Origin of the sequence: Fibrobacter sp., assembly GCA_017503015.1 — a bacterium.
Lineage (GTDB): Bacteria > Fibrobacterota > Fibrobacteria > Fibrobacterales > Fibrobacteraceae > Fibrobacter.
The window spans coordinates 1-25,992 of sequence record JAFVTX010000030.1 but is presented as its reverse complement, the minus strand read 5'-3'; the positions used below and the strand labels follow the sequence as shown (position 1 = coordinate 25,992).

Sequence of the window (25,992 nt, the reverse complement as noted above, 5' to 3'; positions counted from 1 at the left end):
GCCGATTAATATCGACTGTTCCGGCTCACGTAAGGACCGTTCGCGCTAAAATCAGGGACAGTCTCTCCGGTTTGCGCTCACTCTCGCCTTCACAGCCGATTAATATCGACTGTTCCGGCTCACGTAAGACCGTTCGCGCTAGAATAAGACCGCTCGCACTATTTTACAAGTGCCGCTTTCAGGGCGCGGATGGCGTTTCCCCGGTGGCTGATGGCCTTTTTCTCTTCCAGTTCCATCTGGGCGAAGGTGCGGGTCTCGCCGTCGGGTACAAAGAGGGGGTCGTAGCCGAAGCCCATATCGCCTACGGGGGCGTGGTTGATAGTGCCGCGGCATTCCCCTTCAAAGATGCGAGGCTCGCTGATGCTGAACTTTCCGTCGACTTGCGAAACGGTCTGGTACGAAAGGGCGCAGAAGTAACGGGCCCTGCGGTCTTCGATATTTTCCAGCTTTTTCAGGAGAAGTTCGTTGTTGCTTATGTCGTTTCCATGGCCTCCGCTATAGCGGGCACTGTAGATTCCGGGTTCCCCGTTCAGGGCGAAAACCTCCAAACCGGAATCGTCGGCAAGCACGGTAGCTTCGATCCCGCGTTCCATAAGCCAGCGGGCGGTGGTGCTGGACTTGATGATGGCGTTTTCGGCAAAGGTCTTGCCGTCTTCTACGATGTCGACGTCAAAGCCGATGTCTTTCAAGGTCTGGAATTCGTAATGATCGGTTCCCAGAATGTGGGCGAAGTCTCTAATTTTTCCGGCACTTCCGGTAGCGATGACGAATAGGTGTTTCATAGGATTTAGGGGGTAGGATCTAGGGGCTAGGATCTAGGGGGTCGCTGGTTGCAAGAGGCTTTGGGGTATGAGGTTCGAGGCACGAGGTTTGAGGTCGTTGGTACAAGAGGCGTCATCCTGAGGAGTGCAGCGACGAAGGATCCAGGCCGAAGGAACAACTGAGCTTCACTCACAACTCATCACTCACAACTCATAACTCACTCAGTATTTCTCCGGCTTCATCACGATGAGGATTGCATCTACGACAACGCCAACTCCACAGAGGCCTGCCGTGCAGAGCCGGAGAATGCCTGTCCAGATTTTACCTTCATAGAAACGATGGATTCCCAGGTATCCTAGGAATATGCAGAGAAGCAGAGCAATCCACTTATTGTGTTCACCTTCGGCGACCATATAAACTCCTTTTTTTCTATTAAGAATATAGAAAATGTAGTAGGGAATTAGTTTTCAGTTGTCGGTTACGAGTTGTGAGCTTCGATAGATAAAAAGAATTTTGAAGTTTGGATATAGTAATTGAGTAACGGAAGTAATACGCTACTCACCACTCACTACTCATAACTCACAACTCGATTTCTCACGCTCTTGGGTGAGTCTTCTTGAAGGCCTGCTTCAGCCGTTCCGCGTTCACGTGAGTGTAAATCTGTGTGGTGGAAATGCTGGAATGCCCGAGCATTTCTTTTACGCTCATGATTTCGGCACCGTTTTCCAGCAGGTGGGTGGCAAAGCTGTGCCGCAGCACATGGGGGCTGGCCTTGCCTTCCCAGCCGATGTCCCGAAGCAGGTTTTGGATATCGTTTCGGAGAGTTCGGATGCTGTAAGGTTTACCGTCTTCGCTGACAAAGACAAATCCTGTGGCTGAAACCAGGTGCCCCGCTTCGGTCAGCTTGGCCTTGAAAAGCCCTAGGCGTTCCACAAGGGCGTCCGTGATGGGAACAATCCGCTCCTTGTTGCCCTTGCCCAGCACACGAACCAGCCTTTCTTTTTCCCGCAGGCGGTCCCAGGTAAGACTTTGGCATTCCGAAATGCGGAGTCCCGAACCGTAGATGAGCTCCAGCAATACTCGGGCTCGGACCTGCGGAAGAGTCGGGTTTTCAATTTCGGGAAATCTTTCTTCGGAAAGGTCCTTTTGTCCGAGGAACGCCACCAGGCGTTTTGGCCGTTTGGGCATGGGGATGTTCTCTGTCGGGTTGGTTTCCAAAATAGAGGACCGGACCAGATACTTGCCGAAACTTTTTAGAGCGGCCAGGTGTTCGCAGATGCTTGTGGGGGAAAGCTTTTGCCGCATTTTCAAATCCCATACGAAACTTTTGACCTGCATTTCCGAAAAAGACTCCAGGAGAGCTTCTTCACCTACAAGTGCTAGGAACTTGTCCAGGCTCTTGCGGTAGGTGTCAATTGTTCTAGGAGAAAACCGGCGTCGGGTTTCCAGGTAGGTCAAAAAATTGGATATGTGGTTTTGAAGATTCATTGAATTACATCTGAGTCGATAAAAAAATCTATTTTGTTTTGGAGAAAATGTCAATGACATTAAAATCTTTTGCTGCGTTCAGCCGACCACGTTTGTGGTGCGCCATCCTTTTGTTCGGGATGGGGGTTCAGGTGTTCGCCATGGATCGCGTGTCAGGAGCGAATGCGACCTTGGATACAGAGCCCGGAGCCCGTTCTGCGGCTTTGGGGTCGGCCACTATGGCGGTAGACGGGGATTACCTAGGTTTGGTTTCCAATCCGTACCAGCTATCCAATATCCGCTATGGGTGGGCTAGCTTTTCCCATACGGCTTATTTCGAAGATACCCAGTACGATTTTGCTTCGGCGGCATTACCTTTGGGCGAGGGTCAGGGCCTGGGGATTTCCTTTGCTCGATTCGGTGCTGACGACATCCCCTATATTCGTGAAGGAGAACCCATTCCCGAAGGGAGCGATTACAATACCTTGTCCTATGCGGACTGGATGTTTTCGGTCACTTTTGGTCGGCGCATTTTGCCTCGTCTGGATATTGGCGTTGGATTTCATGGGCTGTACCGTGAGATGGACCAGACCGGCTGGGGATTCCGGGGCGATGCGGGGTTACGCTATCGTCCAGTGGATAAGTTGTATGTATCGGGCCTCTTGAAGGGCTGGACCTCTTCTGCCACAACCTGGGAGTCGGGGGAGGTGGAATACTCTTCGCCGGAATTTTACCTGGCGGCAAGCTATTCCCTTCCGGTTTCGTACCTCTATGGAACACTGGGACTGTACTGGCAGAGCGCGGGACTGTTCCATCACGAAGCCCGCAGTCTGGATTTTGATACCGACGAGGATAGCGGCGGCCGCCTCTGGGACGACCCGGTGGATTGGCTTTCCGGCGGTCGCGGCGGTGTGGAATTCACTTTTGATTTCGGACTGTCTCTCAGGGCCGGCCTCAGCAGTTTCACGACCCTTCAAAGTGTAACCGCAGGTGCGGGTCTTGTCATCGCTAAGTTTTTGCGGGTGGACTATGCCTTTGAATCTCACCCGGTGCTCTCTCCAGTCCATCGGGTGAGCGTCAGCATCAGCCCGTATCTGTTCTCCCATCCAGAAAAGCCAACCCCGGTAGAACATCGGGTCGTTCCGGCAAGGGAGACTGTGGAGCAGGATGTTTCTGTTGAGGCCGAAGAAAAGTCCAACCCGGCTCCGGAAACGGCAGCCCCTGAGGGAACCGTTCCCGACGAAAATCCGGTCCAGCCTGAAGAAGGTGCCGACGAATCAAAGGAATCTTCAGATGAAGTCCTCTACAATGCACCTGCTGGTGGCGTCTATTGGGAAGAATAATTGGCGTTTTATCAAGAAAAAAGAGTAAAAACCTTTAATTTCGTTAATTTTTGGTTATATTTAGACCATGAATTCTTTGAAGAACTATCGCGAAGTCGGAATATTTGACCTTTTGTCTGCCCCCCTTAACCCGATTGGGGCTTTCGATGCGGAGCAATTCAAGAAGGATGTTCGCGCCTTAATCGACGCCAACCCCGACGATAAGTTTGTGGCCGTCGACCTGATGGGTCTCGATTTCGTCTATAGTGACGCTTATAACGCTTTTATTCAATTCCAGCAAGAGCTGTCTTCCAAGGGTGGAATGCTGGCCCTGCTTTCCAACAGCAAGACCATTGCTGACGGTCTTATGAAGGCGGGCCTCGCCTCCAAGTTGAAGGTTTTTTCCTTTGAAGCGGAGATGATGTCCTTCTCCCTGCACAGCCAGTCTCCCGAACAGGAAAGTTCTGCCAGTGCTTCCGAGGAACCTGCAGTTGTCGCAGCAGTTGCTTCCCAGAACATTGGCGGCGGTGCGGCCCCTGCAAAGCGGACCGAAAGAAAGACAGGCCTCAACAGGCGCTTTACCAAGAGTTTCAACGCGATTATCAAGAAGAAGGACAACCTGGAAAATCAAGGGATTAAGGATCCATTCGAGGAACCTCCCACGACTCACAAGGTTGCACCTGTGATAGCAGTCGTCCTTTTGATTTTTGCCGCATTGGCGGTGTTCATCTTGATGTAATGAATGCCCGTCGAATTTTCGGAATACCGCTGTAAACGTAAGTACAAATCGGGATCCCACAAGTTTCCTTTGTTTCGGCTAATCCTTTTGGGACTTGCCTTTTTGTTGGCTTACCGTTTGGGATTTTTTTCCATGGTGGTGGATCTGCTGCCCTTGCCTGGTTCGGCAGAGATGAACGATAAGCCTTCTTGGAAAGTCGCCTGCGAAAAATATTCAGGGAAAGCTTTTGAGCTGGATGGCAATCTTGGCCAGTGCTCTTGGATTGTTCGGGACTCTATGGCAGAATTGCCCAATAGTTTCTTGCGCTATGTGGCTTCGCTTCGCAAGGGGCCAGCATCATCTATCCATTGGGTTGCCCCAATAGGGGATTTTTCAAGGGCCCTTTTTGTCCTTCACGAGGACTCCATATCCAGTGCTTACTTGCATATTCCAGCGGCGGATTCTTCAATGATATGGATCGATGCTTCTACGGGTTGTCGTTTTCCGGGGCTTTGCCCAAAACAGCCATTGGGATGGTCGTCGTTGTCCATTTCGGATGACTTTGACTTTAGTGGCCAAGAGGCCTTGCTCGCCATGGACAAGTTGCGCGGCATAGGGGAGGCTCCCGTCAGGCCGATTCTTTCGGGAAAGGTTCTGGCAACCGGCAAGGATTCCTTGGGCTATTATGTTGAGTTGGATCATGGTTATAATGTAACCTCCAAGATGTCTGGACTTTTCCGCTACGATAAGGATTCTGTTTCCTTTGAACCCGGTTCCTGGGTGGACTTGCAAACCCTGGTTGGGCGTATTGCACCAAGGGACAGTTCCGCTATTTACTTGACGATTCGTCGCAATGGACATTTTGTTCGCTGGAACGATTTCTTTGCCGAAAGCCATCCGGTAGATTCTGCTAAAATTTCTAAATTCAAGGAACAGATTGGCTTGTAACTGGGCCTGGAGTCGTTGTGAATTTTATCAAGAAAGTGCCGTTGTTCTTTGTCTTTGGGCTGCTGCTGGTTGTTGCCTGTACCCAGGATGATGACGGCCCTATTGATATATACAATTCTACGGATGTGTTTGGCGGTGAAGGATTTTTCTTGGGTGCGGAACTGGATTCAGGAAGCCTGATTCACCTGGCCGATGATACCCTGTACATCCATTTGGACAGTATCTGGTCTTTTTCCAATTGTGCCTTGAAATCCATAACGATTGATACGGCGTGGCGAGATACCGCCTTAGAATTGGAACCCATCATTCAGTACCAGACCAAGAAAGAAGACTGCGCGTCTCCCATGTTTCGGCCGGATACTGTTCTAAAAGTGCTTTTCGATAGGAATTCGTTGAAGGGAATATCCCAAATAGAGATTTATAACGATGTTGATTCCCTGCTAGATACGATTCTTGTTCGTCATGGTTCTTTTAGCCTGGATACTTTTAAGGTTTATATAGATTCCCTTTTTGATTCCATAAAGACGTTGCCCTTGCGGACAAAGGGGTCTCCTTCGTTTCTGAAGGTTTTGGACTCCTTGACTCCAAGGGTCTATTATTGGCGCCCTATGAAATCGGTTTGCAAGTTTACCATGGATAAATGCGACAAGATGGTTCCCGATACACTTTTTCCTAGAAGCTGGAGTTTGACCGATACGGCTTTAGTCCCGTTGCGCCAGAAATGTGCCGATTCCACCTTGTTTTATTGTAAATCTGCCGGGTGGGAAAATGATTCCAATGCTTTGGGAGATGTGCAAGAGCGCTTGGATACCCTGTGGCATACCCACTTATACTATGTGGAAAAGATTCCCGAGTGTGGTGCTGTCAATGTGGTTCCCAATAGATTTTCCATCTCGGCTTATGGAACAAAGCGTGAAATGATTGCGGTACGTGAACTGTACACTCCCGATGCTGCAGAATCATTCTGCGGTCCTTCTACGCAAAAGGACATGTTCTGGTTTGACTTGAATTACAACCGTATGGTTCCCGACACCATCAGTATGGACTCCCTGCGTGGGGTGTGGGAAAAGGCTACGGTGGCGACAAGTGTGAATCCGAATAAGCGGAAGTAGTTGTGAGTTTTGAGTAGTGAGTAATGAGTTGTGAGAAACGTATATTTTTTATTTAGAGCATCTTGTTTCCGCTATAACTGAAAACTCATCACTGATAACTGAAAACTGACTATGGAATACTCTTTTGCTTCTGAAATTGCCGAGTCCGACTATCCTTTGATTTTGGAAAGTCGTATTTTCAAGGACTGGCTTGCAGCGACTAGTGCAAAATTCAATATTACCAAGATCCATTTTACCTCGGTGGATTTCTTGCGCAATGGCCGCCAACCGCTCTTTATAAAGCTGAACGCCACGGCCACGCTTCCTGACGGTCGCCCGGTTCACGGTATTGTCCTTGTTCGCGGAAATGCTGTCGGAATTTTGGTGGTGCTTCGTTGCGAGGGGAAAAAATACCTGTTGCTGGTGAAGCAACCCAGGTTTGCCATCAGCGAGCAGGCCTCGTTGGAAATTCCGGCAGGGATTCTGGATTGGACGGGGGACTACCGCAAGGTGGCCCTTTCGGAGCTGGAAGAAGAGGCTCAGATCAAGGCCGATGATTCTGAACTCATTGACTTGATGGATTTTTGGTACCACGGTAAGAGCGAAGGCTTTGCCGCCAGTTGTGGGCTTCTAGATGAACGCATTTGTTTGTATGCCATTGAGCGGGATGTGACTCCAGAACAACTTGCTGCCATGGACGGCAAGGACCAGCAGTACACCGAAGAAATAGAGTGGATTAAGACCGTGGTGCTTCCGTACGAAGAGGCCGCCCGTCAGTTTATCGACGGAAAGAACTTAATAGCGCTGTTCCTTTACGAACGATGGAAACAGGCTACCAGTTCCCAAGGTTGTTGATTGTAAGCCCTGCAAAAAATACCAGCAGGTAACCATACCACAGGTAGGTCATGACATAGTTGAGCCCGCGCTTATAGGCCTTGGGCTCGTTCTTGTTTTTTTCGCGAATGCGTACAATATTCTTACGCAGGTAAAAAACAGATATGGCGATGCCGATTAAGCTGGCGAGAATCAATAGAACGTAAACCATGGGGGGGAATATAGCTATTTGGTGGTTGGTATTTAGTGGTTGGGTGACGTGTTTTTACTAAATTTTCCTTGCTAAACTTAAAAGGAACCGTTATGGATAATATTACCCAGATTTGGAAGAAAATTCAGTCCCCCGAGTTCAATCCTGCCACAGACATGGGTCTGGTCGAACAGGTGAAACAGGTCGCTCTGACCTCCCAGGAGCCCGCCAAGGTGAGTTTTGGTACCTCCGGTTGGCGCGGCGAAATCGGTTCCGAATTTACGCTCCGCAATCTGCAGGTGGTGGGTGCGGCAATCGTCCGCCTGTATAAGGAAGCCACTCCTGAACTTTTTGAAGCTCTCGGTGTGAAAGATTTTGCCGAACTCCAGAAGCGTGGCGTGGTTGTGGGTCACGACAACCGTTTGCTCGGTCACGAATTCTGCGAAGCCGTGGCTGACCAGTTTGCCAAGGCCGGCGTGAAGGTCTACTACGGTGGCGAAATGCCCACACCGGAATTCAGCGCCTGCATCGAGATGCTCGGTGCCGCCTGCTCCATCAACATGACTCCGAGCCACAACCCGAGCCATTACAACGGCATCAAGTTCAACCCGGCCGACGGCGGTCCTGCCGGTCCGGAAATCACGAACGTAATTACCAAGCTCAGCAACGAAATGATGGCCACCTGGAAGTTTGAACCGGTGGGCAAGGTCGACTGGGAAATCATCGACTCCCTCAAGATTTACAAGGAATTCCTTGTGAAGCAGGGAACCATCAAGTTCGACCGCATCAAGGACTTTATCAAGAAGGGCCGCCTGACTCTCGTTTGCGACCACGTGCACGGTTCTACCCGTCGCCGCCCGGCCGCTCTCCTCGACAATCCGGAATGCCTCATTACGCTTCGCAACGAAGACGACTCCCTGTTCGGCGGCATCGCTCCGGAACCGTCCAGCAAGAACCTGGAAAAGGTCCGCAAGGTGCTGGACGAAAGCAAGTCCTGGTTCCGCCTGGGCGCCATCTTCGACCCGGATGGAGACCGTATCCGTTTCTACGACGGCACCCGCGAAATCGACATGAACCAGTTCGGCGCTATCGCTTTCCACTACATGGCTACCTGGCGCAAGGAACAGGGCTGTGTCGCCAAGTCCGTTGCTACTTCTAATTTTGTGAACATCATTGCCGAAAAGCTCGGCGTGCCCGTGATGGAAACTCCGGTGGGCTTCAAGAACTTCCGCCCGTGGCTCAGCCGCAACGCGAAGCAGAAGGCTCTCGTGGCTTTCGAAGAATCCTACGGTATCTCTGGCCTGAACAACACGCTGGAAAAGGATGCCCAGTTCGGTCTCCTCATCGCCCTTGAAATTATGGCTACCACGGGCAAGAACCTGGGTGAATACTTGGACGCCCTGTACGAAGAATATGGCCGCTTCTACCCGACACGTTCCGGTTTTGAAGTGGACAAGTCCCTGGTGGGCGAACCCCTGAAGGCCAAGGTGAACGCCATCGCCGATATTGCGAAACCGGGTGCAAAGGTTATGGTCGGTAACAACGAAAAGACCGTGAAGCAGCTCCTCACCCTCGATGGCGTGAAGGTCATCTTTGACGACGACTCCTGGATGCTGGTCCGTCCGTCTGGTACCGAACCGAAGGTTCGCATTTATACGGAATGCCGCAACCCGGATGAAAAGGACCCGATGTTCGAGGCTGCCAAGGCTCTGTTTTTCAAAAACTATGGTATGTTTGAGATTAAACAAAAAAGGATAGGATGATGAAAAAACTGCTATGCGTGCTTTTTATGGCGCTCGCTGTGCTGAGTTTTGCACAGGGGGATACGAAGCCTGAGTTCCAGGCTTTTTCGAGTTCGCTTCTGAAACTGAAACCTGCCGAGGGTGGATGGCAGAAGTTCTCTCTCAAGGTTGAAGTGGCTCCTTGGGCATTCCAGGCTATCGGTGAAGTCCATGTGGTGGCTGGTGACCCGGAACTTCTGAATTCCGCTCTTTATGACGGTACCCTCTATTCCATAGTCGCCTATATTCCGGCCCCTGCTGCTGGGACCGACGGTAAGGAATATCAGGTGGGCGTGTTCGACGTGATGCTCTTCTTGGAAGACGAACCCACCCAGGTGCGTAACGTGAAGTTCCGTCTTTTACCGCCGGCAAATGACGAGTGGGCCATGGGTATTTTCAAGGACGCTATTGCCTCCGGTACGGCCCTGGGTTCTGTTTGGGGCGGAGCATACGAAGAAGAGATCACCAAAGCATCCGCTGTTCCTTTGGACAAGAAGCAACTTCAGGCAAACCTGAAGAAGAAGGAACGTCCTGAACCGACGCCCGTTGCCGAACCTGAACCGGCTCCTGTTGCAAAGAAGAAAAAGAAACGCTCCTATAACGAAGACGAAGAAGATGAGGATGGTTCTAACCTGACGATCAAGGAAAAGCGCCGCCGTGCTATGCTGCAGAAAAAGCGCGAAGCCGCAGCAGAAGAGGCGGAAGAAGAGGAAGAACCCGTTGTGAAGAAGAAAAAGAAGAGGCGCTCTTATGACGAAGACGAGGAAGAAGCTCCTGTCGTGAAGAAGAAAAAGAAGAAAAAATCTTACGACGAAGATGAAGAGGAACCTGTCGTAAAGAAGAAGAAAAAGAAGAAATAGAAAAACGTCGTCTACGAAGATGACGAGGAAGAGGAATAGTATTCCTGAAGAGTTTAACAAAACATCAACTTTAAACCCCGATAGAGGTATTTATGTCTGGTCACTCCAAATGGGCCACCACCAAACGCAAGAAAGCTAAGACTGACGTCGCCCGCGCCAAGGCGTGGAACAAGCTGATTAAGGAAATCTCCATTGCCGCCAAGCTCGGCGGTGGAAACCCCGACGCAAACCCCCGTCTGCGTGCAGCTATCCTTAAGTCTAAGAGCCAGAGCTTGCCCACCAAGAACATTGAAAGCGCCATCGCCAAGGGTACGGGTGCCAACTCCGGTACCGAAATGACGGAGCCGCTGTACGAAGGACGCGGCCCGGCCGGTGTTGCCATCATGGTGCAGTGCTTGACCGACAATAAGGTCCGTACCGTTGCCGAAGTCCGCAACATCTTCAACAAGAACGGCGGTTCCATGGGTGAATCCGGTTCCGTTTCTTGGGCTTTCACCTACAAGGGCGTGATTATCGTCGATGCCGAAAAGTACCCCGAAGAAAAGGTGATGGACCTGGTATTGGAAGCCGGTGCCGAAGACATGTCCACCGAAGATGGTGTGCACGAAATCTCCACCAGCCCCGAAGCTTTCGACGCTGTTTCCAAGGCGCTTGAAGCGGCAGGGATCGAAATGATGAGTGCGGAACTGAGCTACGTTGCCAACGACCCTGTAAAGCTCGGTCATGACGACGCCCAGAAGCTCCTGAAGCTTATCGACAAGTTCGAAGACCACGACGACGTTCAGGATGTGTACCACAACGCCGAAATCGACGAAGCGGACATGGATGCGGAGTAGAGGCTTGAGGTCGGGCTTCGCCCTTTGAGTGGTGAGGTCGCTCGTTATACTCGCTTTGAGTTAAAAGCCGATTGCCAAAAGCAGTCGGTTTTTTGTTTAACCAATTCTAGTAAGTATTAATTAGTAACTGCCGCGCTATGCGCGGCCTATCGTCCCAGCGTCTCTCTGTAGCTGTGGACTGCGGCCTTGTAGGTGCTGACGGCCTTGGAAATGCGCTCGGCGATGTCCTTTTGGCCCTTGTCGGTTATCATGTAGGCTTCGTCTTCGGGGTTGCTGATGAACCCGATTTCAAAGAGGACGGCTGGCATCAGCGCGCCCACCAGCACCATGAAACCGGCACCGCCCACGCCGCCTGCCTGCTTGCGGATTTTTCCGCCGTCCATGGCCTTGAGCATTTCTTCGGTGAACATGTAGCTGTTCTGCTTATACTTTTCTAGGCGGGCTTCCAGCTTGAACCATTCGATGGGGGACAGTTCTTCTTTGGCGTTCTTTTCGCCGTAGAGCGTGGCCACCTTGTTTTCACGACGGGCGATGGCCTTGTCTTCTTCGCTTTCGGGGGCGCGCAGCACGTAAACATGGTAGCCCTTGACTTGCTTTTTGCGCTCGGCGGTAGCGTCGATGGCGTTGCAGTGCAGGCTGATAAACAGGTCACCGTCCCACTGGTTCGCAAGATTCGCCCGCTGGCCCAGCTCAATGAACACGTCCTTGTCGCGGGTCATCTTGACATTGAAACCTTCTTTTTCCAGTTCTTTTTTCAAAAGCTTTCCGATGGCGAGCACGATGTCCTTTTCGTTGGATTTTTTGCCCTGGGCGCCGGTGTCTTTTCCGCCATGACCGGGATCGATGACGATGGTCTTGACTTCGCGGGTCCCTGCGGTTTCGTTTTTCGGGGGAGCAACAGGCGTGGCGGTGGGAATTGTGCTTGCCGGTACAGCCACCGCTGCAGGAGTTGTCGTGCTTGGAGCAGGAGCGGCGCTTGAACTAGACATAAGCGTTGCGCTGGAGCTGGACTGCGTCACGGAGCTAGAAACCGGTGCGGCGCTTGAACTGCTGGGTTTTGCGTTTGGGAAAAGCTTGTAGGCGTCGTCTCTTGAAATCCAGAGGTGGCCGTTTTCAAGCTTGGGACTTGCCGCAAGCTCCATCACGTTGCTGTTGTGGGAAACGAAGGGAATCCCGACGGCGAACTTGGCCGTATCCTTGGCGGTAACCAAGATGAATGTCTTTTGGATGGGGAACCAATGGAAGGATGCGCCGGCGTCCTTGGAAAGAATCTCTGCATCCAGAAAATTTACCGATGCCGCATTGGAAGCCCCCCATGCGAAGGTGGCGCAGACAAGGCATGCGAATATGGCGGCAACCAGTCTTTTCATCGCAGGTGCACCTTTGCCGCCCGGGCCATTTCCAGTTTGGCGTCGCGGTTGATAATATCTTGCCGCTTGTCCCGCTGGTCCTTTCCGCGGCAGATTCCCATCTCCAGCTTGGCGCGGCGGTTCTTGAAGTAGAGCTTCAGGGGGATCAGCGTGCAGCCCTTCTGCTCCTTGGCCTTGCGCATCTTGGCGATTTCGTGAACATGGGCCAAAAGTTTGCGGCGCCTTGCCGGGAAATGGTTAAAACGGTTTGCAAAAACGTACTCATCGATATGGGCACCTACCAACCAGAGTTCGTTCTTTTTCTCGTCGATGTCGATCCAGGCTTCGCCCAGGGTGCACTTGCCGTCGCGAATGGACTTGACCTCTGAACCGATAAGCATGATACCCACTTCGAAGGTCTCATCTACGAAGTAGAGGTGCTGCGCCTTGCGGTTCACGATAACAGGTGTACTCTGTTCCTTTTTAGCCATAGGTTAGGCCTTCTTTTTCCAGCCGCCTTTTTTGCTGTCGCTGCCGGAACTGCTCTTGCTTTCCCAGCCCACTTTTTTCTTTTGCACATGGGGCACGGCATCGTCCAGGGCCTGCTGCAGTTCCTTGCAGCCGTCGCCTGTAATGGCAGAGGTCACGATGACCTTTTCCCTGTGTTTCTTGAATTCCTTGATGGATTCTTCTATTCCAAGGTCGCTCTTGTTCAGGGCAATTACATAGGACTTTTGGGCGAGCTTCGGGTGGAATGCCTTCAGTTCGCTCTTGAGCACGGTAAACTGCTCGTAGGCATTTTCGGCAAAGCCGTCGATGACGAACAGCAGCGTGTGCGTGCGTTCGATGTGCTTCAGGAACTGGTGGCCCAGGCCCTTGCCTTCGCTGGCGCCTTCCAGAAGCCCCGGAATGTCGGCCACCACAAAGCTGTGACCATTCATCTGCACAATGCCGAGTACCGGCTCCAGCGTGGTGAACGGATAATCTCCGACTTTAGGGCGTCCGCTAGAAATCCTGTTCACCAGGCTGGACTTGCCCGCGTTTGGGAACCCTACCAGGCCCACGTCGGCCATGAGTTTCAGTTCCAAGAAAAGTTCCCGCTTTTCGCCCTTTTCGCCGGGGGTGCACTTGCGGGGAGCTTGCACCTTCGGGGTGGCGAAATGCTGGTTGCCCATGCCGCCCTTGCCGCCACGGGCCGCAATCCATTTCTGGCCTGCTTCGGTGAGGTCTGCGAGGATTCGCCCTTCGGCGTCCTTGACGATGGTTCCGCGGGGTACGTCCACAATCAGGTCTTCGGCAGAAGCCCCGGTGCAGCGCTTGGCGCCACCGGGCTGGCCGTTTTTTGCCTTGTACAGGCGGGCGTTCCCCATGTCCAGGAGGGTGGAATACTGTTCGTTGACTCTGAGAATTACGTGACCGCCGCGCCCGCCGTCACCGCCGTCGGGGCCTCCCAGGGGCACGAACTTTTCACGGTGGAAGCTTACGATGCCGTCACCGCCCTTGCCGGAGCGCACTTCTATGGATTTTTCGTCTAGGAACATGCAACAAATGTAGAAAAATTGTTATCGGGAAAACCCATTTCTACTTGTTGCAGGTCCCGTACTTGCTGATGGAATGAATCTTTGACGAAATGTTCGAGCCTGGTTTCTCGAAACTGACTTCCACGCGGCTGATGTTTTTCACGACGCTGTCGCGTTCGACGCGGAGCCCGAAGCCTTCCTGGACAAAGTCGCTCCACTTGATGTTTGCGGTCACGAGCTGTTCCGTTGCGGGCAGTTGCGCCTTGTAGTAATCGTATTCCGTCAGCTTGTTGTCGTTGGGGAAGCGGATGTTTATAAAGAAGCTTTCGTTCGCGGTGTAGGTAATGCATACGCCGCCCCATTCGGTCAGGTCGTTGCCACGCTGTTCATCGCCGGAAATTTCGAAAAAGATTCTTGCATAGGGGTGGCTGTCGCCGAGGCGCGCGATGGTATAGATGTAGCCGTACTTGTCGCGGGATGCCGATTCGTAGCCGTAACCCTTGTCGCCCGCGGGCCAGCTGAGCGCCGATGCGGAATCCGTATAGAAATGCAAGAAGCCGTAGGTGTCGCTGCCGTCGTCGATTTGCGTGTTCACTCGGCTGCAGGTGCGGCCAAGGTCCGGGTCCATCACGTTCATGCAGTTTTGGGCGCAGTACATGGAGCCGGTGCAGTCCAGTTCGGTGATGGTGTCCAGCTCGACGACCGGGAAGATTACGGTGTCGCCGCCACCGAATTTCTGCTCCAGAATCCAGTGGCCGTCTAGGCAGCGGAATATGGAGCGGTAGTAGGCGGAGTTTTCGCTGGTGTCGGGGAGCAGCGCGCCGGCGCGTTTTTCGGTGCAGCGGCCAAGCCCGTAAACATCGTTCCAGAACGATTCCATGACGGGCTCGAATGCGGAAATGGTGTCCGCGAAATCCCATGCCTCGATATTTTTGCGTATTTTTGGGGCGTTCGTTTCGAAGGCGTTGTCGGCAAGGGTCGCCTTCAACTTTTCGTTGTTCCAGAAACCGTCTTCTTCCAGGTCTTTTGCAAAGTCTGCCAGCTGTTCGCTGAATTCCGCCTCGGTGCAGTTCAGCTGCATCAAGATGGAGATGGCGAGCAGGGCAGCGTCCCCTTCACTGTCGCCGAAGATGTTCAGGTCTTCGAATCCCCTTGAAATGTCCGTAATCCCGAATGCGGCGAAAATTTCCCGCTCCGCTTGCGATTTCGCCTCGCCGATTTTCATGGACTTGTTCCGCACCAGCCATTGCGTGCGCTCGTAGGCGAGGTGCGTGAGCAGGTTGATGTTCGCGGTTTCGCGGTCTTCCAAATCGGTCAGTGCGTTCAGTTTTATCAGGCCTGCCGAACGTTTGCCGGTGACTTCGTTCCAGTAGTATCCTTCTGCTTCGAGCAGCGCATAGGGGGCGTCCAGGTTGATGTTGGAAATATTGAATTCGCCCTTGTTGCTTGCGACTTTTCCCGTAAACGTGTTGCCTGTTTGCACCAGGTTGTCCCCATCGACTTCGTACAAGGTTACGGTTGAGCCGATCACGAACGGTCCCTTCTGCGAAACGCCCGCCACGGTCTTGTCGGCGATGGCGTTTTCGGCTTCGGTGGAACCGCCGGTGGATTTTTTGTCGTCGCCATTGGAGCAGCCGACAAAGAATATGGCCGCGGCAAACATTGTTAAAACTAATTTGTTCTTCATAAAAGATTTACTCCTCATTGGACTCTATCGCACTTCGTGCACCAGAGTGACATATCCATTCTAAATTTTTCATTCCGCATCTTTCGTCAAGGTTGGTGAGCCTGCCGAACCATGTCTCTCGTCTAATTTCTTCGTCAGCGGGAATAGCTGCAAATTCAGCTCGTAGACGCGTTCCACTTCGTCTTCGTTGGTGGCGATGGCGACAATCTTTCGCCGAAAGTGTGCCAGCTCCTTCAAAATTTTCTGGTACGACTTTTCGGTGAGCCCAAGCGTAAGTGTCGAAAAGTTCCGCTCTGTCACGGGAACCTTGTCTAGCGTATTCAGCGCGAGCTCACCCATTTGCCTGTGAAAACTGCGGACGGACGGGGCAACAATGGAAATTCTTCCCGTAGAAAGGGATTTGGATGTTTGCCTGTACTTATTTCCGCGTTTTTTTAGGAATCCGTTCTTGATTAAAAAACTCAGAGAATTGCGTGCGCTTTCGGTAGAAATTTCCGGTAAAGAAGCTAATGCGATTTTTTCAGGACTTGGATTCTTGATAGCCGGGGCAAGTTCTCGTATGACTGCATTTACCCAATTGGCGAAATAGTCGTAAAGCCCCGCCCCAAGGACATTTACCCTGTGGACCTTGGCGATTTCCATCATGTCGGCAAAAACCAGGTTACGCATATCGTCACGTTTTGCCTGGTTGAATTTTACCAAAAGCAGAAAGAAATCTTGCTCGTAACTTGTCAGGTCCATGGCCTCGGAAACGCGCATGGCCGTGTTTTCGGCAAGGCCGCTCTTGCCGTCGCAAACCAGTTTCAGGAATATGGGAGATTTGATTCTCGCTTTTTCCGCAAAGGCTCGCCATGAAAGGTTCTGGGTTTCTTTCTTTTCAATATAGAAATCCAGAATGTACTTTCTAAAATCGTCGTATTCAAGAATGGAACGCATGTTGCAAATATAGAAATAACCGAAGGAATATAGTAATAGAGAATGTAATTTCGATTGTATTATTGCATTGTATCATAAATTTGAAGAAAACAGAAAAAAACACGGGATTTTGAAATGTTTAAAAATTGTCATTTTTTATGATACGGAAAAAATTGAAATCGTTTTTTTTGGGACAAAATCGCCATTTTGGCTAAAAAAATTCTACCTAAAATCGTATCATAACGCATAAACAACAAAGACAGGTTGAAAAAAATATACTATTGAAATAAGAATTACAAACAAAATAATTTCGTCTTAAGCGGAGGGTGTGTTGCTATCATTGATAAGGAAATCGTAAGTAATAGGATGAAATTTCATACGGCTTTGTTAAAACAGGAGTAAAATATGAAAGATGGTCTCAATAATCTCTTGAATGCCGCAGCGAACAGCATTCAGAATGCATCGCAAAATGCCGCTGAACGCATGGCTGCAAGGCGGGCACCTGCAAATGCGGAACCGATGTCGCCTGAGGTAGCCCGTATTGATCAGGAAACGAAACTTGCACAGACAAAGATGGTGATGAGCATGGCGAAGAAGTTGCTTGTAGCCTTTGCGATTTTCACTATTTTGACAATTGGTGGAATCATTGCGTTTGGCGTCTATTCTATGAACAAGGTGGATGGCATGCATGCCAAAAGAATGCATCAGAATGAGAAAATGATGGACAATGCCATTGACAGACTTAAGTATGGCTTGTAATCCTTTGCGAATGGATGCAAGAATATGAAAAAGAAAGAGTCTTTTCCTTTTCCATGGAAGCATGTCCATTTTGTCGGCAAGATGAACTTGGATTTGGAAAATCCCGTGCTGTATCGGTATGAGTCCTTTTCCAGGTTTGAAAGGATGGAAAATCAGGATAAAATAACCTTTATCTCTCCTTTGGTATGGCCGGATTTGTTTGAACAAAGATTTTTTAGCAAGGCTTTTTTGAACAAATTTTTTGGGAAAAGTGGTGCTGACTACCAGAACCGATTTTTTGCACTTTGCTTTACACTCAATGGAACCGAAAATGCGGATGCCATGTGGAGTGTAAGGGCCAAAGAAGATGATGGAGATTTTTGTATAAGATATAGTGTGAATCTCTGGCGCTTTCTTGGTGAATTGGAACGAAATGCGGATAAGAATGGCATCGATTTTTATTTATCATCAATTGCCTATGATTATACGCAAGAGCAGTTGTTGAGCAATCTTCATATTGAAAGTGCCAAAAAAGGTTTATGCGGCTCTGTTCGAAATTTCTTGAACATACTAAGGTTCAAAAGAAGAAACTTTAAATACGAGAACGAAGTGCGTATATGGGCCGTGCGGAACAATGCGCTCAATGTGGATAAACCGACTCTGCTTGAACTTGACATGGATTGGATGGCGTTGAATCTGCAAATACTTGTTGCTCCGTATAAAAGTGACATCAAGTGGAATGGCGATTTGATTGAGCATAACAGGCAAAAAAGGAATTCGGCGCGAAAGATTATGGAAAATCAAAAAAGCAGGATTCTTGCCTTGGGAATACCCAAGGATAACGTAAGGTTATCAGGACTTTATGATGTTCCTTTATGGAAATATTCCAAAAAGGGATCTTTAAATTTAATCAAGGAGTAATAAAATGGAAAACAATAAAATTTGCTTTGCTGTATTTGCTGGCATCTTTTTTTTGAATGCTTTTCTTATAGGGTGCAGCAGGGTGGAAATCGAAGATTACTATTCGGATGGGACTCTGAAGGAAAGATATCAGATTGACAAGGAAACGCAAAAGAAAGACGGTTCCTACAAGTCGTATCATTCGAATGGTCAGCTAGAAGTGAAAACATCCTACAAGATGGGAAAAAGGGATGGGTCGTACAAGAAATACGACAAAGAAGGTGAATTAAGAATCATAGCTTCTCTTGAAGAAGACAACTTGGTGGGCGATTATACGGAATACTATTCCAACGGAAACAAAAGATTTACAGTGTCATATAATGACAGCGGTGCTCTCGATGGAAAATATGAAGAGTATTATGACGATGGAAATTTAAAGGTTAAGACTTCTTTTAAAAACGATAGGCTCAATGGAACTTATGAAAGTTATTACCCAAAGGGAGAGGCTCCGACGGCAGCAAAAAAAGTCATGTTCACGTTCAAGGACAACAAACTGAATGGTGATGCTGAAATTTATATGAACGGAGAAGTCTTCTTCAAGGGCAAATTTAAGGATGGTGATTTTGCACATACGGAATTTCTGAAGGACTCAAGAGATGGTCACAAGTACCCAACAGTTACTATTGGCGGTGTTACATGGATGGCCCAAAATTTGAATTACAAAACGAAACACAGTATGTGTTATAATAAAAAACATGAAAATTGTGAAAAGTATGGACAACTCTATGATAACAGGGATTATAAAGAAGCATGCCCAACGGGCTGGCGATTGCCTACAGGTGACGAATTTGCGGAGCTTGTTGGCGTGCTGGAGGAATTAAGTGGGAATTTGGATATTATCCCTGTTCTCACATTGGTGCCTGGCGGTGGAATTTTTGGGGAAAATAGCATTTCTCATGATGGTGGTAAATACAAATCAGGTCATAGGCCTTACATGACATATGGAGAAAATGCGAGAAAGGAATTAACGGCTTATTTTTCCAAAGGAAATTATTACGCTCAATCAGATGCTATGAGAAGTGCCGCTTTCAATAAAAGACCATCTGGTAAAGAAGGGTTTGCGGATAGGAGCAAATATATGAATTGGGATTTGTTTGGCTTTTCGGCAGAACCGATTCCTTATGCGGATGAAGATTACGGGATCAATTTCCAGAAGGTGGGCGGCTCGTATTTCACCTCGTCTTCAGGAGAGTCGCTGAAACGGAACCTTTTCTCTGTAAATGGGGACCTGTCGTCATCTGAAGCGGTTTATCAATTGAATTTGGGTTCGCCACGTGAATATGACAATAAGTTGAAAAGGTATAATCGCGGATACTATTATCCAATCCGTTGCGTCAAGGGTAGTGACGGTAATGGGGTAGAAAGCTCTAATGTTTCCGATAATGCCCCAGAGGCAAACGTCCCCGCTGCTGCGGAAGAGGCTAACTCGGTAAAACAGGACAATCCTACGGATAATTCCTTGACGGATTCCCGCGATGGCAAGAAATACAAGACTGTGAATGTCGGCGGTAAAGTCTGGATGGCGGAAAATCTCAGCTTCAAGCTTGACGATAGCTGGTGCTATGATGATTCCGAGCAGAACTGCAATGAATATGGTCGTCTATATACTTGGAACGCGGCCCAAAAGGCGTGTCCGGATGGCTGGAGAATGGCATCCGATAGGGAGTGGGATGCTGTGGCGAGCAATAGTGCTTCTTTCGGCATAAAAACTGCAGGATTCCGCAATGCCAAGGGCAAGTTCGAACTACTTGGCAAGCGTGCAGACTTTTGGACTGCCGATGATGCAGGTGACAAAGGGAAGTATCATTATTACAGTGCAAGTGCTGGCACAATGGATAAGAATGCCTATAGCAAGAAGGGCGCCATGTCCGTCCGTTGTATTCAGGCTTCCGCCTGCGATGATATAGATTGGGATTTGTTCCAAGGGGATAGCCCTTCGGCAGAGGCCTATCGTGCGGGCCTTGAGGAAAAAGGTTGTGTTTCGGGTAAATGACAAGGAAGTTGATTATGACAAAGGATGTAGTTTTATTAGTATTAATGGTCACTTTTGTAGTCCTTGCTGCCCCACAAATGGGGGCCATGACGGATTCGCGCGACGGGAAAACTTACAAGACTGTCAAGATTGGCAATCAAGTCTGGATGGCGGAAAATCTGGATTTTGAAACGAAGCATAGCTACTGCTATGATGCCGAAGGTGAGAGATATAAAAAACAGCCGAGTTGCAACGACAAGAAATTTGTCAGCGGTCGGCTCTATACTTATGAGGCGGCAAAGGGCGCTTGCCTTTGAGAAAGAGCTGTGTTTCTTTGTTTATGGCGATAATCTCCCGTTCGAAGGAAGCTACTTGAACATTCCGTACGAAGGCAAACTGGTCAAAACAATCAAGGTTTGTCCAAAGCCGAATGTCTTGGCATTTGTCTCTGCCGAAGATGTTGTTTTGGATACTTTGAAAAAGCGTTATGGAAATGAAATGACAATTGAAAAGTCTCATCTTTACGATGACATATCGAAATTTAATTATAAAAGGGCGAAAAAATGAATACAAGACGAATTAACATGATTGTTGCGGGTGCGTTGACAGTTTTTGGCCTGTGCGCTTGCGATGACGAAACGACTGCTGCGTCCGAATCTCCTGCAATGTCCGTGCTTGAGTCGGGCAAAAAATTGGGCGATTGCACCAAGAACAATGTGGGCGAAATGGTTTATGTGTCTGATTTCTCAGCTGTGTTCTACTGTGCTGATGGTAAGTGGCAGATGCTGAACGGCAAGGACGGTGCCGATGGAAAAGATCGCTCTGATGGAAAAGATGGGGCCGATGGTGAAAATGGAGCTGATGGGCAGGGAGGCTCGTCTGGCCGCGATACCGTTGTTGTGAACCCAAAGGATACAGTTGTCGTTCGCGATACGGTCGTGGTGGTTAACCGTGATACCGTGGTGATTAAGGAATCAAGTGGCTCGGGAAGCTCTGAAAGCTCGGGTACCGGAACATCGCTGACGGGAAAAACGAATTGGGTGTATTTGAACCCTGCAATTAGTTATGGCGAAATAGCCGATGAACGCGATGGCCAAGTGTACAAGACCGTGAAGATTGGTGACCAGGTGTGGATGGCTGAAAACTTGAATTTTGAATACAAAGTTGTTGACGAAAGTACAGGTAAAGAAAAATCAATCGGCAATTATTGCAATAAAGACGGTTGCTTGAAGTTTGGTCGTTATTATTCATGGGCTGCGGCTATGGACAGCGCCGGAGTTTATTCAGAAAGCGGAAAGGGCTGTGGTTATGGTCTGACTTGCACACCAGTTTATCCCGTTCGTGGCGTTTGTCCCGAAGGTTGGCACCTGCCGGATTCGACGGAATGGGAAGCCTTGTATAAGGCGGTGGGCAGTTCCCCCTATGCCATGCAGGCGATTGAATTTGAAAAATGGCTGTATGCGACTAATGCCTACGGGTTCTCCGCGCTCCCTGCTGGCAACTGCAACAGTTTTTATGGTTGTTCTTCCAACTTCGAGAATGTCGGTTCTTACGCCAACTTCTGGAGTTCCTCTGCTCCCGGTAGCACGGACGCCTACTACTGGAACATGGGAGCGACCTATGCAAGCATCAAGCACTACTACGACTTCCGCGGCGCCAAGTACGACGACTTCGCAGTTCGTTGCCTTAAGGACTCCGAATAATTTATCCCGTATAATTTGAAAAAATGCCAGCCCGTTTTCGGGCTGGCTTTTGTATAAACTTTGTCGGCTTTGCTTAAACCAAACTAATCCCTTCGTCCAGCCCGAGGGCGATATTCATGTTCTGGATGGCGGCGCCGCTGGCACCCTTGCCCAGATTGTCGATAATCGTCGTTACCTGCATCACGTTCTCGTTGCCGAAAACCTGGATGCGGGCGTTGTTCGTATCGTTACAGACGGTGGCGTCCAGGCGGCCGTTGAACAGCACGGGGGCGGCTTCGTAGGGCATCACCTTCACAAAGCGGCAGCCTTCGTAGTGCTTCGCCAAAATTTCGGTAAGGCCTTCTGGACCCACCTTCTTGGTGAGTTCGTTTGCAAAGATGGCGACGGTCACGGCCATGCCCTTGTAGTATGGCCCAAGCACCGGATTGAAGAACGGCGTGTTTTCAAGTTCGCAGTATTTTTTCATCTCGGGGAGGTGCTTGTGGGCGAGCGCAAGCGCGTACGGGGCCGGAGCCATGATGGCCTTCGATTCGCCGGCAGCGTGTGCAAGTGCCGCAGCCTCTTCGTATTCGGCAATGAGTTTCTTGCCGCCGCCGGAATAGCCGGTAATGCTGTAGGCGGCGAGGTTCGCGCTCTTCGGGAGGATTCCTGCGGCGATCAGCGGGTGCACGCCGAGAATGAATCCGGAGGCGTGACAGCCGGGGTTCGCGATACGCTTGGCCTTCGCGATGGCTTCGCGCTGGGCTGCGGAGAGTTCCGGCATGCCGTAGGTCCAGGCGGGGTTCACGCGGTGGGCCGTAGAGGCGTCTATGACGCAAGTGTTCGGGTTTTCGCAGAGGGCGGCGCTTTCGATGGCGGCAGCGTCGGGCAGACACAGGAACGTCACGTCGGACTCGTTGATGAGTCTCTTGCGTTCGGCAGTATCCTTGCGGAGTTCGGGGGCAATGCGCAGCACTTCGACATCGTTACGCTTTGCGAGTCTCTCATAAATCTGCAGGCCTGTGGTTCCTGCTTCACCATCTACGAAAACTTTGAACATGGTTTTTCCTTCGGAAAAAGGTTTTGAGGTCGCACCTGCGGTGCTTTGAGGTGTGAGGTCGGCACTCCGTGCCTTTGAGTTTGCGCCTATGGCGCGATTATTTTTGCTCAAAGGGAGCCTTGGCGACCGTGCTCATACCCCAAAGGGGCGAAAGCCCCGTGCTCATGCCTATTACTTATTCGCTCCGCAGCACTTCTTGTACTTCTTGCCGGAACCGCAGGGGCAGGGGTCGTTGCGGCCAACGTCCGGGCCTTCCTTGTGGACGGTTTCTTGCTTGACGGCACGGCCATCGTAGAAGAACCAGGCTCCGCCTACCTTGTGGAACTCGCCCAGTTCGTGGTGGTTGCGGGTGATGTTTCCTTGCTTGAAGCGTGCGATGAATTCCACCCAGCCGATGTTCTTTTCTTCTTCGGTCTTGGTCTGCTTGATTTCGATGCCGAGCCATTCGGAATCGCGGCTCCAGGCTTCTACGCTGGGTTCGTCGAAGTCGCTGCGCTGGGTGGCTTCCAGGGAGTCCTTGAGCCACTTGATTTCGTGCTTGGCATAGGCGGTGTAACGGGAACGCATCAGGGCTTCGGGGCTCTGGGCGAGGGCTGTTCCCTTGATGATGGGTTCACAGCATTCAGAGTATTCTTTGCCAGATCCGCAGGGACATAAATCTTGTGCCATAGTTCAATCCTTATGAGTTGTGAGTAGTGGGTTTTGAGTGATGAGAACTTTTACCCAATGCTCTTTTTTTCTTTAAAAGTTAGTTAATGCTTTTCTGGATAGCTTTGGTCACTGTTAAATGACCTTTTTCATGAGCCAGAATTCTTCCTTGCCTTCGCGGCCAGGAATGCTGTTTACGGGCTTGATGCGTTCCACGATGTCGAACACGCCGTCCAGGCGGGCCATGAGTTCGCCTTCGCTAGTGCAGTGGGGAGGCCCCTGCAGGGTCTTTCCGTTCATGAGGGGGTACATGAGGCAGATGAACAGGCCGTCGTCCTTGAGCATCTTGTAGCAGACTTCAAAAAATTCGTCGCGGCGGCCCGGGTGGATTGCCGAGAAGGTGCCGTAGTCATAGACGATGTCGAACAGCTGGCCGCCACGCTTGGGGTCTTTGGGCGAGAGGGTGAACAGGTCCAGGTCCAAAGAGCGGAGGTTCTTGTACTTGCGGCTCAGGTGGTCCAGTTCATCTACGGCGGTAGGTGCGAAATCTACAGCCAGCACGTCGTGACCTTTATTAGCCCAGGCTTCGGCATCGTAGCCGAAACCCGCTCCAGGAATCAGGACCGAGCCGGTAGCGGGGCAGGAAGGGTTCTTGAAGAATTCCAGGAGGGCGGGTGTCGCCTTCTTGAAATTCCAGTAATCCTTTCCGTCCATGTAGAGGTTGTCCCAGAATTCGGGGAGGTTCTGCGTTAACATGTTTTACCATCCTTTTTGTACGCGAGTTGTCCGCAGGCGGCCAAGATGTCCCGGCCCCTCGGATTGCGGATCGTTATTTGAATTTCGGCGGCACGCACCTTGGCAAGGAAGTCTTCCACTTCTTCGGGGCTGGGCGCGTGCAGTGTGGGGTCGTCACCGTCGTTAAGCACGATGGCGTTCACCTTCACCCGGCGGGGGGCGCAAATGCGGATAAGTTCTTTGGCGGCCTTGGGGGTGCAGGTGATGTCCTTGATGAGGACGAATTCGAAAGTTACGTAGTTGTCGGTGCGGCGGATGTATTCGTCCACCGCTTCCAAAAGCTTTTCGATGGGCCAGGTCTTGTTGACCGGCATCACGGAGGAGCGGTATTCGTTGTTGGTGCTGTTCAGGCTTACCGCAAGGCAGCAGGGGGTGTTCCGGTCCACCAGTTCCTTGATCTTGGGCACTACGCCGCTGGTGCTTACCGTCATGCGCTTGGAGCCCATGTTGAACAGGCTCTGGTTGTGGAGCGTGCAGCAGACCCGGTGCACGTTTTCGAGGTTGTTCAGCGGTTCACCCATGCCCATGAAGATGATGTTGGTGACCTGGGCGATTTTCCCGTCGGCATCGAGAGTGCCGGAATCTTTCAGGAACCAGTTCACGTTGATGATCTCTTCCAGGATTTCGCCAGCTTCCAGGTTACGGGTGAAGCCCATCTTGGCGGTGCGGCAGAAGGCGCAGTTCATGGCGCAGCCCACCTGGGTGGAAACGCATACCGAGAACCGTCCGTTGGAGGGAATCATCACCGTTTCGATGTGGTGGTTGTCGTGGGTCCTGAAAAGCCACTTGACGGTGCCATCGACGGATTCCATGCGGGTCTCTTCGGTAAGGGCCCGGAGGCTGAACTTGGCGGCCAGCTTTTCGCGGAGGGCGGGGGAGATGTTCACCATCTCGTCGTAGGTCTTGACCTGCTGGCAAAAAAGCCATTTCTGGATTTGGTCGGCACGGAAGGGCTTCTCGTCTTGTTCGCGAAGCCAAGCCTTGAGCTCGTCGCCCGTAAGGGTCTTTATGTTGTGCGGCCAATCCATAGCACCGCAAAGATAGAAAAAATATAAGATTTTGTTAAGGGTTGAGTATGCTCAAACCCTTGATATCTAGCGGATTTCAGGCGTTTTCTTGTCGAAATTCAGGACAGATTCCTAGAACATTTTCCGGGTCTTTTTAGGCCCGGTAGAGGACTCCGCTGCACCCTTGTTGCTGAAGAGGGTGGCGTCGTCGGCGGACTTCGTCTTGACTTCGAAATGGTTGCCGTCGCAGACTTCGGTAGGGGCGTAACCTGCGGTGTAGAGGCAGTAGGTCTTTTCGGAACAGAACTCTCCGGCCACCTTGCCGGTGTAGTTGCAGATGCCCCTGCTGGAAACGCCTGCAGGCACGGGGAAGGGAAGTCTCGGAAGGTCCTTGTGAAGTTCGGTCATTACCGCAAGCCAAACAGGCAGGGCGTCTTCGGTGCCGGTGTGACCCGCGCCCATGGTGCCCGGACTGTCGGAACCAATCCACACGCCCATGGTGTACTGCTTGGTAAAGCCGATGTACCAGGCGTCGGTATAGTCGTTGGTAGTGCCCGTCTTTCCGCCGCTGGGGTGGGTAAAGCCGCTGGCCCAGACTCTTGCCGCCGTTCCGCGCACGTTCACGTCTTTCAGCATGTCCACCATCAGGTAGGCGCTGGGGGCCCGGAGCACTTCGTGTTCCACCTTCATGTTTTTCTCGATGGTCTCGCCATTCTTATCGACGATGGATTCGATCATGTAGGGCTCGATACGGTTACCGCCGTTGGGGAACACCGTGTAGGCGGACGTCATTTCCATGAGGGTTGCGCCGACGGAACCCAGGGCGAGACTCGGGACCGCCATGAGCGGT

The 25,992-nt window shown here is 50.8% G+C and carries 28 protein-coding genes; 14 read left to right on the top strand and 14 right to left on the bottom strand.

Annotated features, from left to right (window positions below; all coding sequences use genetic code 11):
- Window positions 1-158: 158 nt before the first annotated feature.
- The 3 genes from rdgB to IKB43_05665 form a co-directional block, all read right to left on the bottom strand.
- A complete protein-coding gene (gene rdgB / locus IKB43_05675; GenBank protein MBR2469627.1) occupies window positions 159-782 on the bottom strand; it encodes an RdgB/HAM1 family non-canonical purine NTP pyrophosphatase in 624 nt (207 codons plus the stop codon).
- A 201-nt stretch (window positions 783-983) separates the two neighbouring features.
- Entirely contained in the window at window positions 984-1,175 is a 192-nt protein-coding gene (locus tag IKB43_05670) for a TM2 domain-containing protein (protein MBR2469626.1), read from the bottom strand.
- A 181-nt stretch (window positions 1,176-1,356) separates the two neighbouring features.
- Window positions 1,357-2,250, bottom strand: a complete 894-nt coding sequence (locus tag IKB43_05665; protein MBR2469625.1) for a tyrosine-type recombinase/integrase — start codon at window positions 2,248-2,250, stop codon at window positions 1,357-1,359.
- A 53-nt stretch (window positions 2,251-2,303) separates the two neighbouring features.
- Here IKB43_05665 and IKB43_05660 point away from each other — a divergent pair, with 53 nt between their 5' ends.
- The 5 genes from IKB43_05660 (at window position 2,304) to IKB43_05640 (ending at window position 7,163) form a co-directional block, all read left to right on the top strand.
- Window positions 2,304-3,572, top strand: coding sequence for a hypothetical protein (locus IKB43_05660; protein MBR2469624.1), 1,269 nt, complete (start codon window positions 2,304-2,306; stop codon window positions 3,570-3,572).
- A 67-nt stretch (window positions 3,573-3,639) separates the two neighbouring features.
- On the top strand, window positions 3,640-4,290 hold the full coding sequence (locus IKB43_05655) for an anti-sigma factor antagonist (protein ID MBR2469623.1): 651 nt from the start codon (window positions 3,640-3,642) through the stop codon (window positions 4,288-4,290).
- 3 nt (window positions 4,291-4,293) lie between these two features.
- Window positions 4,294-5,217: a peptidase M23 gene (locus IKB43_05650; GenBank protein ID MBR2469622.1), complete on the top strand. Its 924-nt coding sequence runs from the start codon at window positions 4,294-4,296 to the stop codon at window positions 5,215-5,217.
- Between the two features lie 17 nt (window positions 5,218-5,234).
- Window positions 5,235-6,329: a hypothetical protein gene (locus IKB43_05645; GenBank protein MBR2469621.1), complete on the top strand. Its 1,095-nt coding sequence runs from the start codon at window positions 5,235-5,237 to the stop codon at window positions 6,327-6,329.
- Between the two features lie 111 nt (window positions 6,330-6,440).
- On the top strand, window positions 6,441-7,163 hold the full coding sequence (locus tag IKB43_05640) for an NUDIX domain-containing protein (protein MBR2469620.1): 723 nt from the start codon (window positions 6,441-6,443) through the stop codon (window positions 7,161-7,163).
- Here the strand turns inward: IKB43_05640 and IKB43_05635 are convergent.
- Window positions 7,141-7,353, bottom strand: a complete 213-nt coding sequence (locus IKB43_05635; GenBank protein MBR2469619.1) for a hypothetical protein — start codon at window positions 7,351-7,353, stop codon at window positions 7,141-7,143. The genes IKB43_05640 and IKB43_05635 overlap by 23 nt on opposite strands.
- 188 nt (window positions 7,354-7,541) lie before the next feature.
- Between IKB43_05635 and IKB43_05630 the strand changes: the two genes are divergently transcribed.
- From IKB43_05630 to IKB43_05620, 3 genes are all read left to right on the top strand, one after another.
- Window positions 7,542-9,095 carry a phosphomannomutase gene (locus tag IKB43_05630; protein ID MBR2469618.1) on the top strand — a complete coding sequence of 518 codons (1,554 nt, stop codon included), beginning with the start codon at window positions 7,542-7,544 and terminating at the stop codon, window positions 9,093-9,095.
- Complete coding sequence (locus tag IKB43_05625) at window positions 9,092-9,973, top strand: hypothetical protein (GenBank protein ID MBR2469617.1); 882 nt, start codon at window positions 9,092-9,094, stop codon at window positions 9,971-9,973. The genes IKB43_05630 and IKB43_05625 overlap by 4 nt, the downstream gene beginning before the upstream one ends.
- 92 nt (window positions 9,974-10,065) lie before the next feature.
- Complete coding sequence (locus IKB43_05620; protein ID MBR2469616.1) at window positions 10,066-10,809, top strand: YebC/PmpR family DNA-binding transcriptional regulator; 744 nt, start codon at window positions 10,066-10,068, stop codon at window positions 10,807-10,809.
- 146 nt (window positions 10,810-10,955) lie between these two features.
- Here IKB43_05620 and IKB43_05615 read toward each other — a convergent pair whose 3' ends face one another.
- The 5 genes from IKB43_05615 to IKB43_05595 form a co-directional block, all read right to left on the bottom strand.
- Window positions 10,956-12,179 (bottom strand): N-acetylmuramoyl-L-alanine amidase, encoded by a 1,224-nt coding sequence (locus IKB43_05615; protein MBR2469615.1) that lies wholly within the window; start codon window positions 12,177-12,179, stop codon window positions 10,956-10,958.
- Entirely contained in the window at window positions 12,176-12,649 is a 474-nt protein-coding gene (gene smpB / locus IKB43_05610) for an SsrA-binding protein SmpB (protein MBR2469614.1), read from the bottom strand. The genes IKB43_05615 and smpB overlap by 4 nt, the downstream gene beginning before the upstream one ends.
- A gap of 3 nt (window positions 12,650-12,652) precedes the next feature.
- Window positions 12,653-13,699 carry a GTPase ObgE gene (gene obgE / locus IKB43_05605; GenBank protein MBR2469613.1) on the bottom strand — a complete coding sequence of 349 codons (1,047 nt, stop codon included), beginning with the start codon at window positions 13,697-13,699 and terminating at the stop codon, window positions 12,653-12,655.
- A 40-nt stretch (window positions 13,700-13,739) separates the two neighbouring features.
- Entirely contained in the window at window positions 13,740-15,365 is a 1,626-nt protein-coding gene (locus IKB43_05600; GenBank protein ID MBR2469612.1) for a hypothetical protein, read from the bottom strand.
- A 69-nt stretch (window positions 15,366-15,434) separates the two neighbouring features.
- Window positions 15,435-16,301: a TIGR02147 family protein gene (locus IKB43_05595; GenBank protein MBR2469611.1), complete on the bottom strand. Its 867-nt coding sequence runs from the start codon at window positions 16,299-16,301 to the stop codon at window positions 15,435-15,437.
- Window positions 16,302-16,685: 384 nt separating this feature from the next.
- Here IKB43_05595 and IKB43_05590 point away from each other — a divergent pair, with 384 nt between their 5' ends.
- From IKB43_05590 to IKB43_05565, 6 genes are read left to right on the top strand one after another with little or no spacing between them, the layout of a single operon-like run.
- Window positions 16,686-17,039, top strand: a complete 354-nt coding sequence (locus IKB43_05590; GenBank protein MBR2469610.1) for a hypothetical protein — start codon at window positions 16,686-16,688, stop codon at window positions 17,037-17,039.
- Window positions 17,040-17,063: 24 nt separating this feature from the next.
- Window positions 17,064-17,939 (top strand): hypothetical protein, encoded by an 876-nt coding sequence (locus IKB43_05585; protein ID MBR2469609.1) that lies wholly within the window; start codon window positions 17,064-17,066, stop codon window positions 17,937-17,939.
- A gap of 4 nt (window positions 17,940-17,943) precedes the next feature.
- The gene (locus tag IKB43_05580) at window positions 17,944-19,971 is read left to right on the top strand and encodes a hypothetical protein (protein MBR2469608.1); all 2,028 of its coding nucleotides are present in this window, start codon (window positions 17,944-17,946) and stop codon (window positions 19,969-19,971) included.
- On the top strand, window positions 19,968-20,267 hold the full coding sequence (locus IKB43_05575) for a hypothetical protein (GenBank protein MBR2469607.1): 300 nt from the start codon (window positions 19,968-19,970) through the stop codon (window positions 20,265-20,267). The genes IKB43_05580 and IKB43_05575 overlap by 4 nt, the downstream gene beginning before the upstream one ends.
- Window positions 20,268-20,322: 55 nt before the next feature.
- A complete protein-coding gene (locus tag IKB43_05570; GenBank protein ID MBR2469606.1) occupies window positions 20,323-20,517 on the top strand; it encodes a hypothetical protein in 195 nt (64 codons plus the stop codon).
- A complete protein-coding gene (locus IKB43_05565) occupies window positions 20,514-21,653 on the top strand; it encodes a hypothetical protein (GenBank protein ID MBR2469605.1) in 1,140 nt (379 codons plus the stop codon). The genes IKB43_05570 and IKB43_05565 overlap by 4 nt, the downstream gene beginning before the upstream one ends.
- A gap of 73 nt (window positions 21,654-21,726) precedes the next feature.
- Here the strand turns inward: IKB43_05565 and argC are convergent, their stop codons facing one another.
- The 5 genes from argC to IKB43_05540 form a co-directional block, all read right to left on the bottom strand.
- The gene (argC, locus tag IKB43_05560; GenBank protein MBR2469604.1) at window positions 21,727-22,692 is read right to left on the bottom strand and encodes an N-acetyl-gamma-glutamyl-phosphate reductase; all 966 of its coding nucleotides are present in this window, start codon (window positions 22,690-22,692) and stop codon (window positions 21,727-21,729) included.
- 171 nt (window positions 22,693-22,863) lie between these two features.
- Entirely contained in the window at window positions 22,864-23,361 is a 498-nt protein-coding gene (locus IKB43_05555; protein ID MBR2469603.1) for a YchJ family protein, read from the bottom strand.
- A 114-nt stretch (window positions 23,362-23,475) separates the two neighbouring features.
- Window positions 23,476-24,096 carry a methyltransferase gene (locus IKB43_05550; GenBank protein ID MBR2469602.1) on the bottom strand — a complete coding sequence of 207 codons (621 nt, stop codon included), beginning with the start codon at window positions 24,094-24,096 and terminating at the stop codon, window positions 23,476-23,478.
- Window positions 24,090-25,163: a 23S rRNA (adenine(2503)-C(2))-methyltransferase RlmN gene (gene rlmN / locus IKB43_05545; GenBank protein MBR2469601.1), complete on the bottom strand. Its 1,074-nt coding sequence runs from the start codon at window positions 25,161-25,163 to the stop codon at window positions 24,090-24,092. Before rlmN ends, IKB43_05550 begins: the two co-directional genes overlap by 7 nt.
- Window positions 25,164-25,274: 111 nt before the next feature.
- Window positions 25,275-25,992, bottom strand: a 718-nt coding sequence (locus tag IKB43_05540) for a penicillin-binding protein (protein ID MBR2469600.1), incomplete at its 5' end; no start/stop codon positions are given.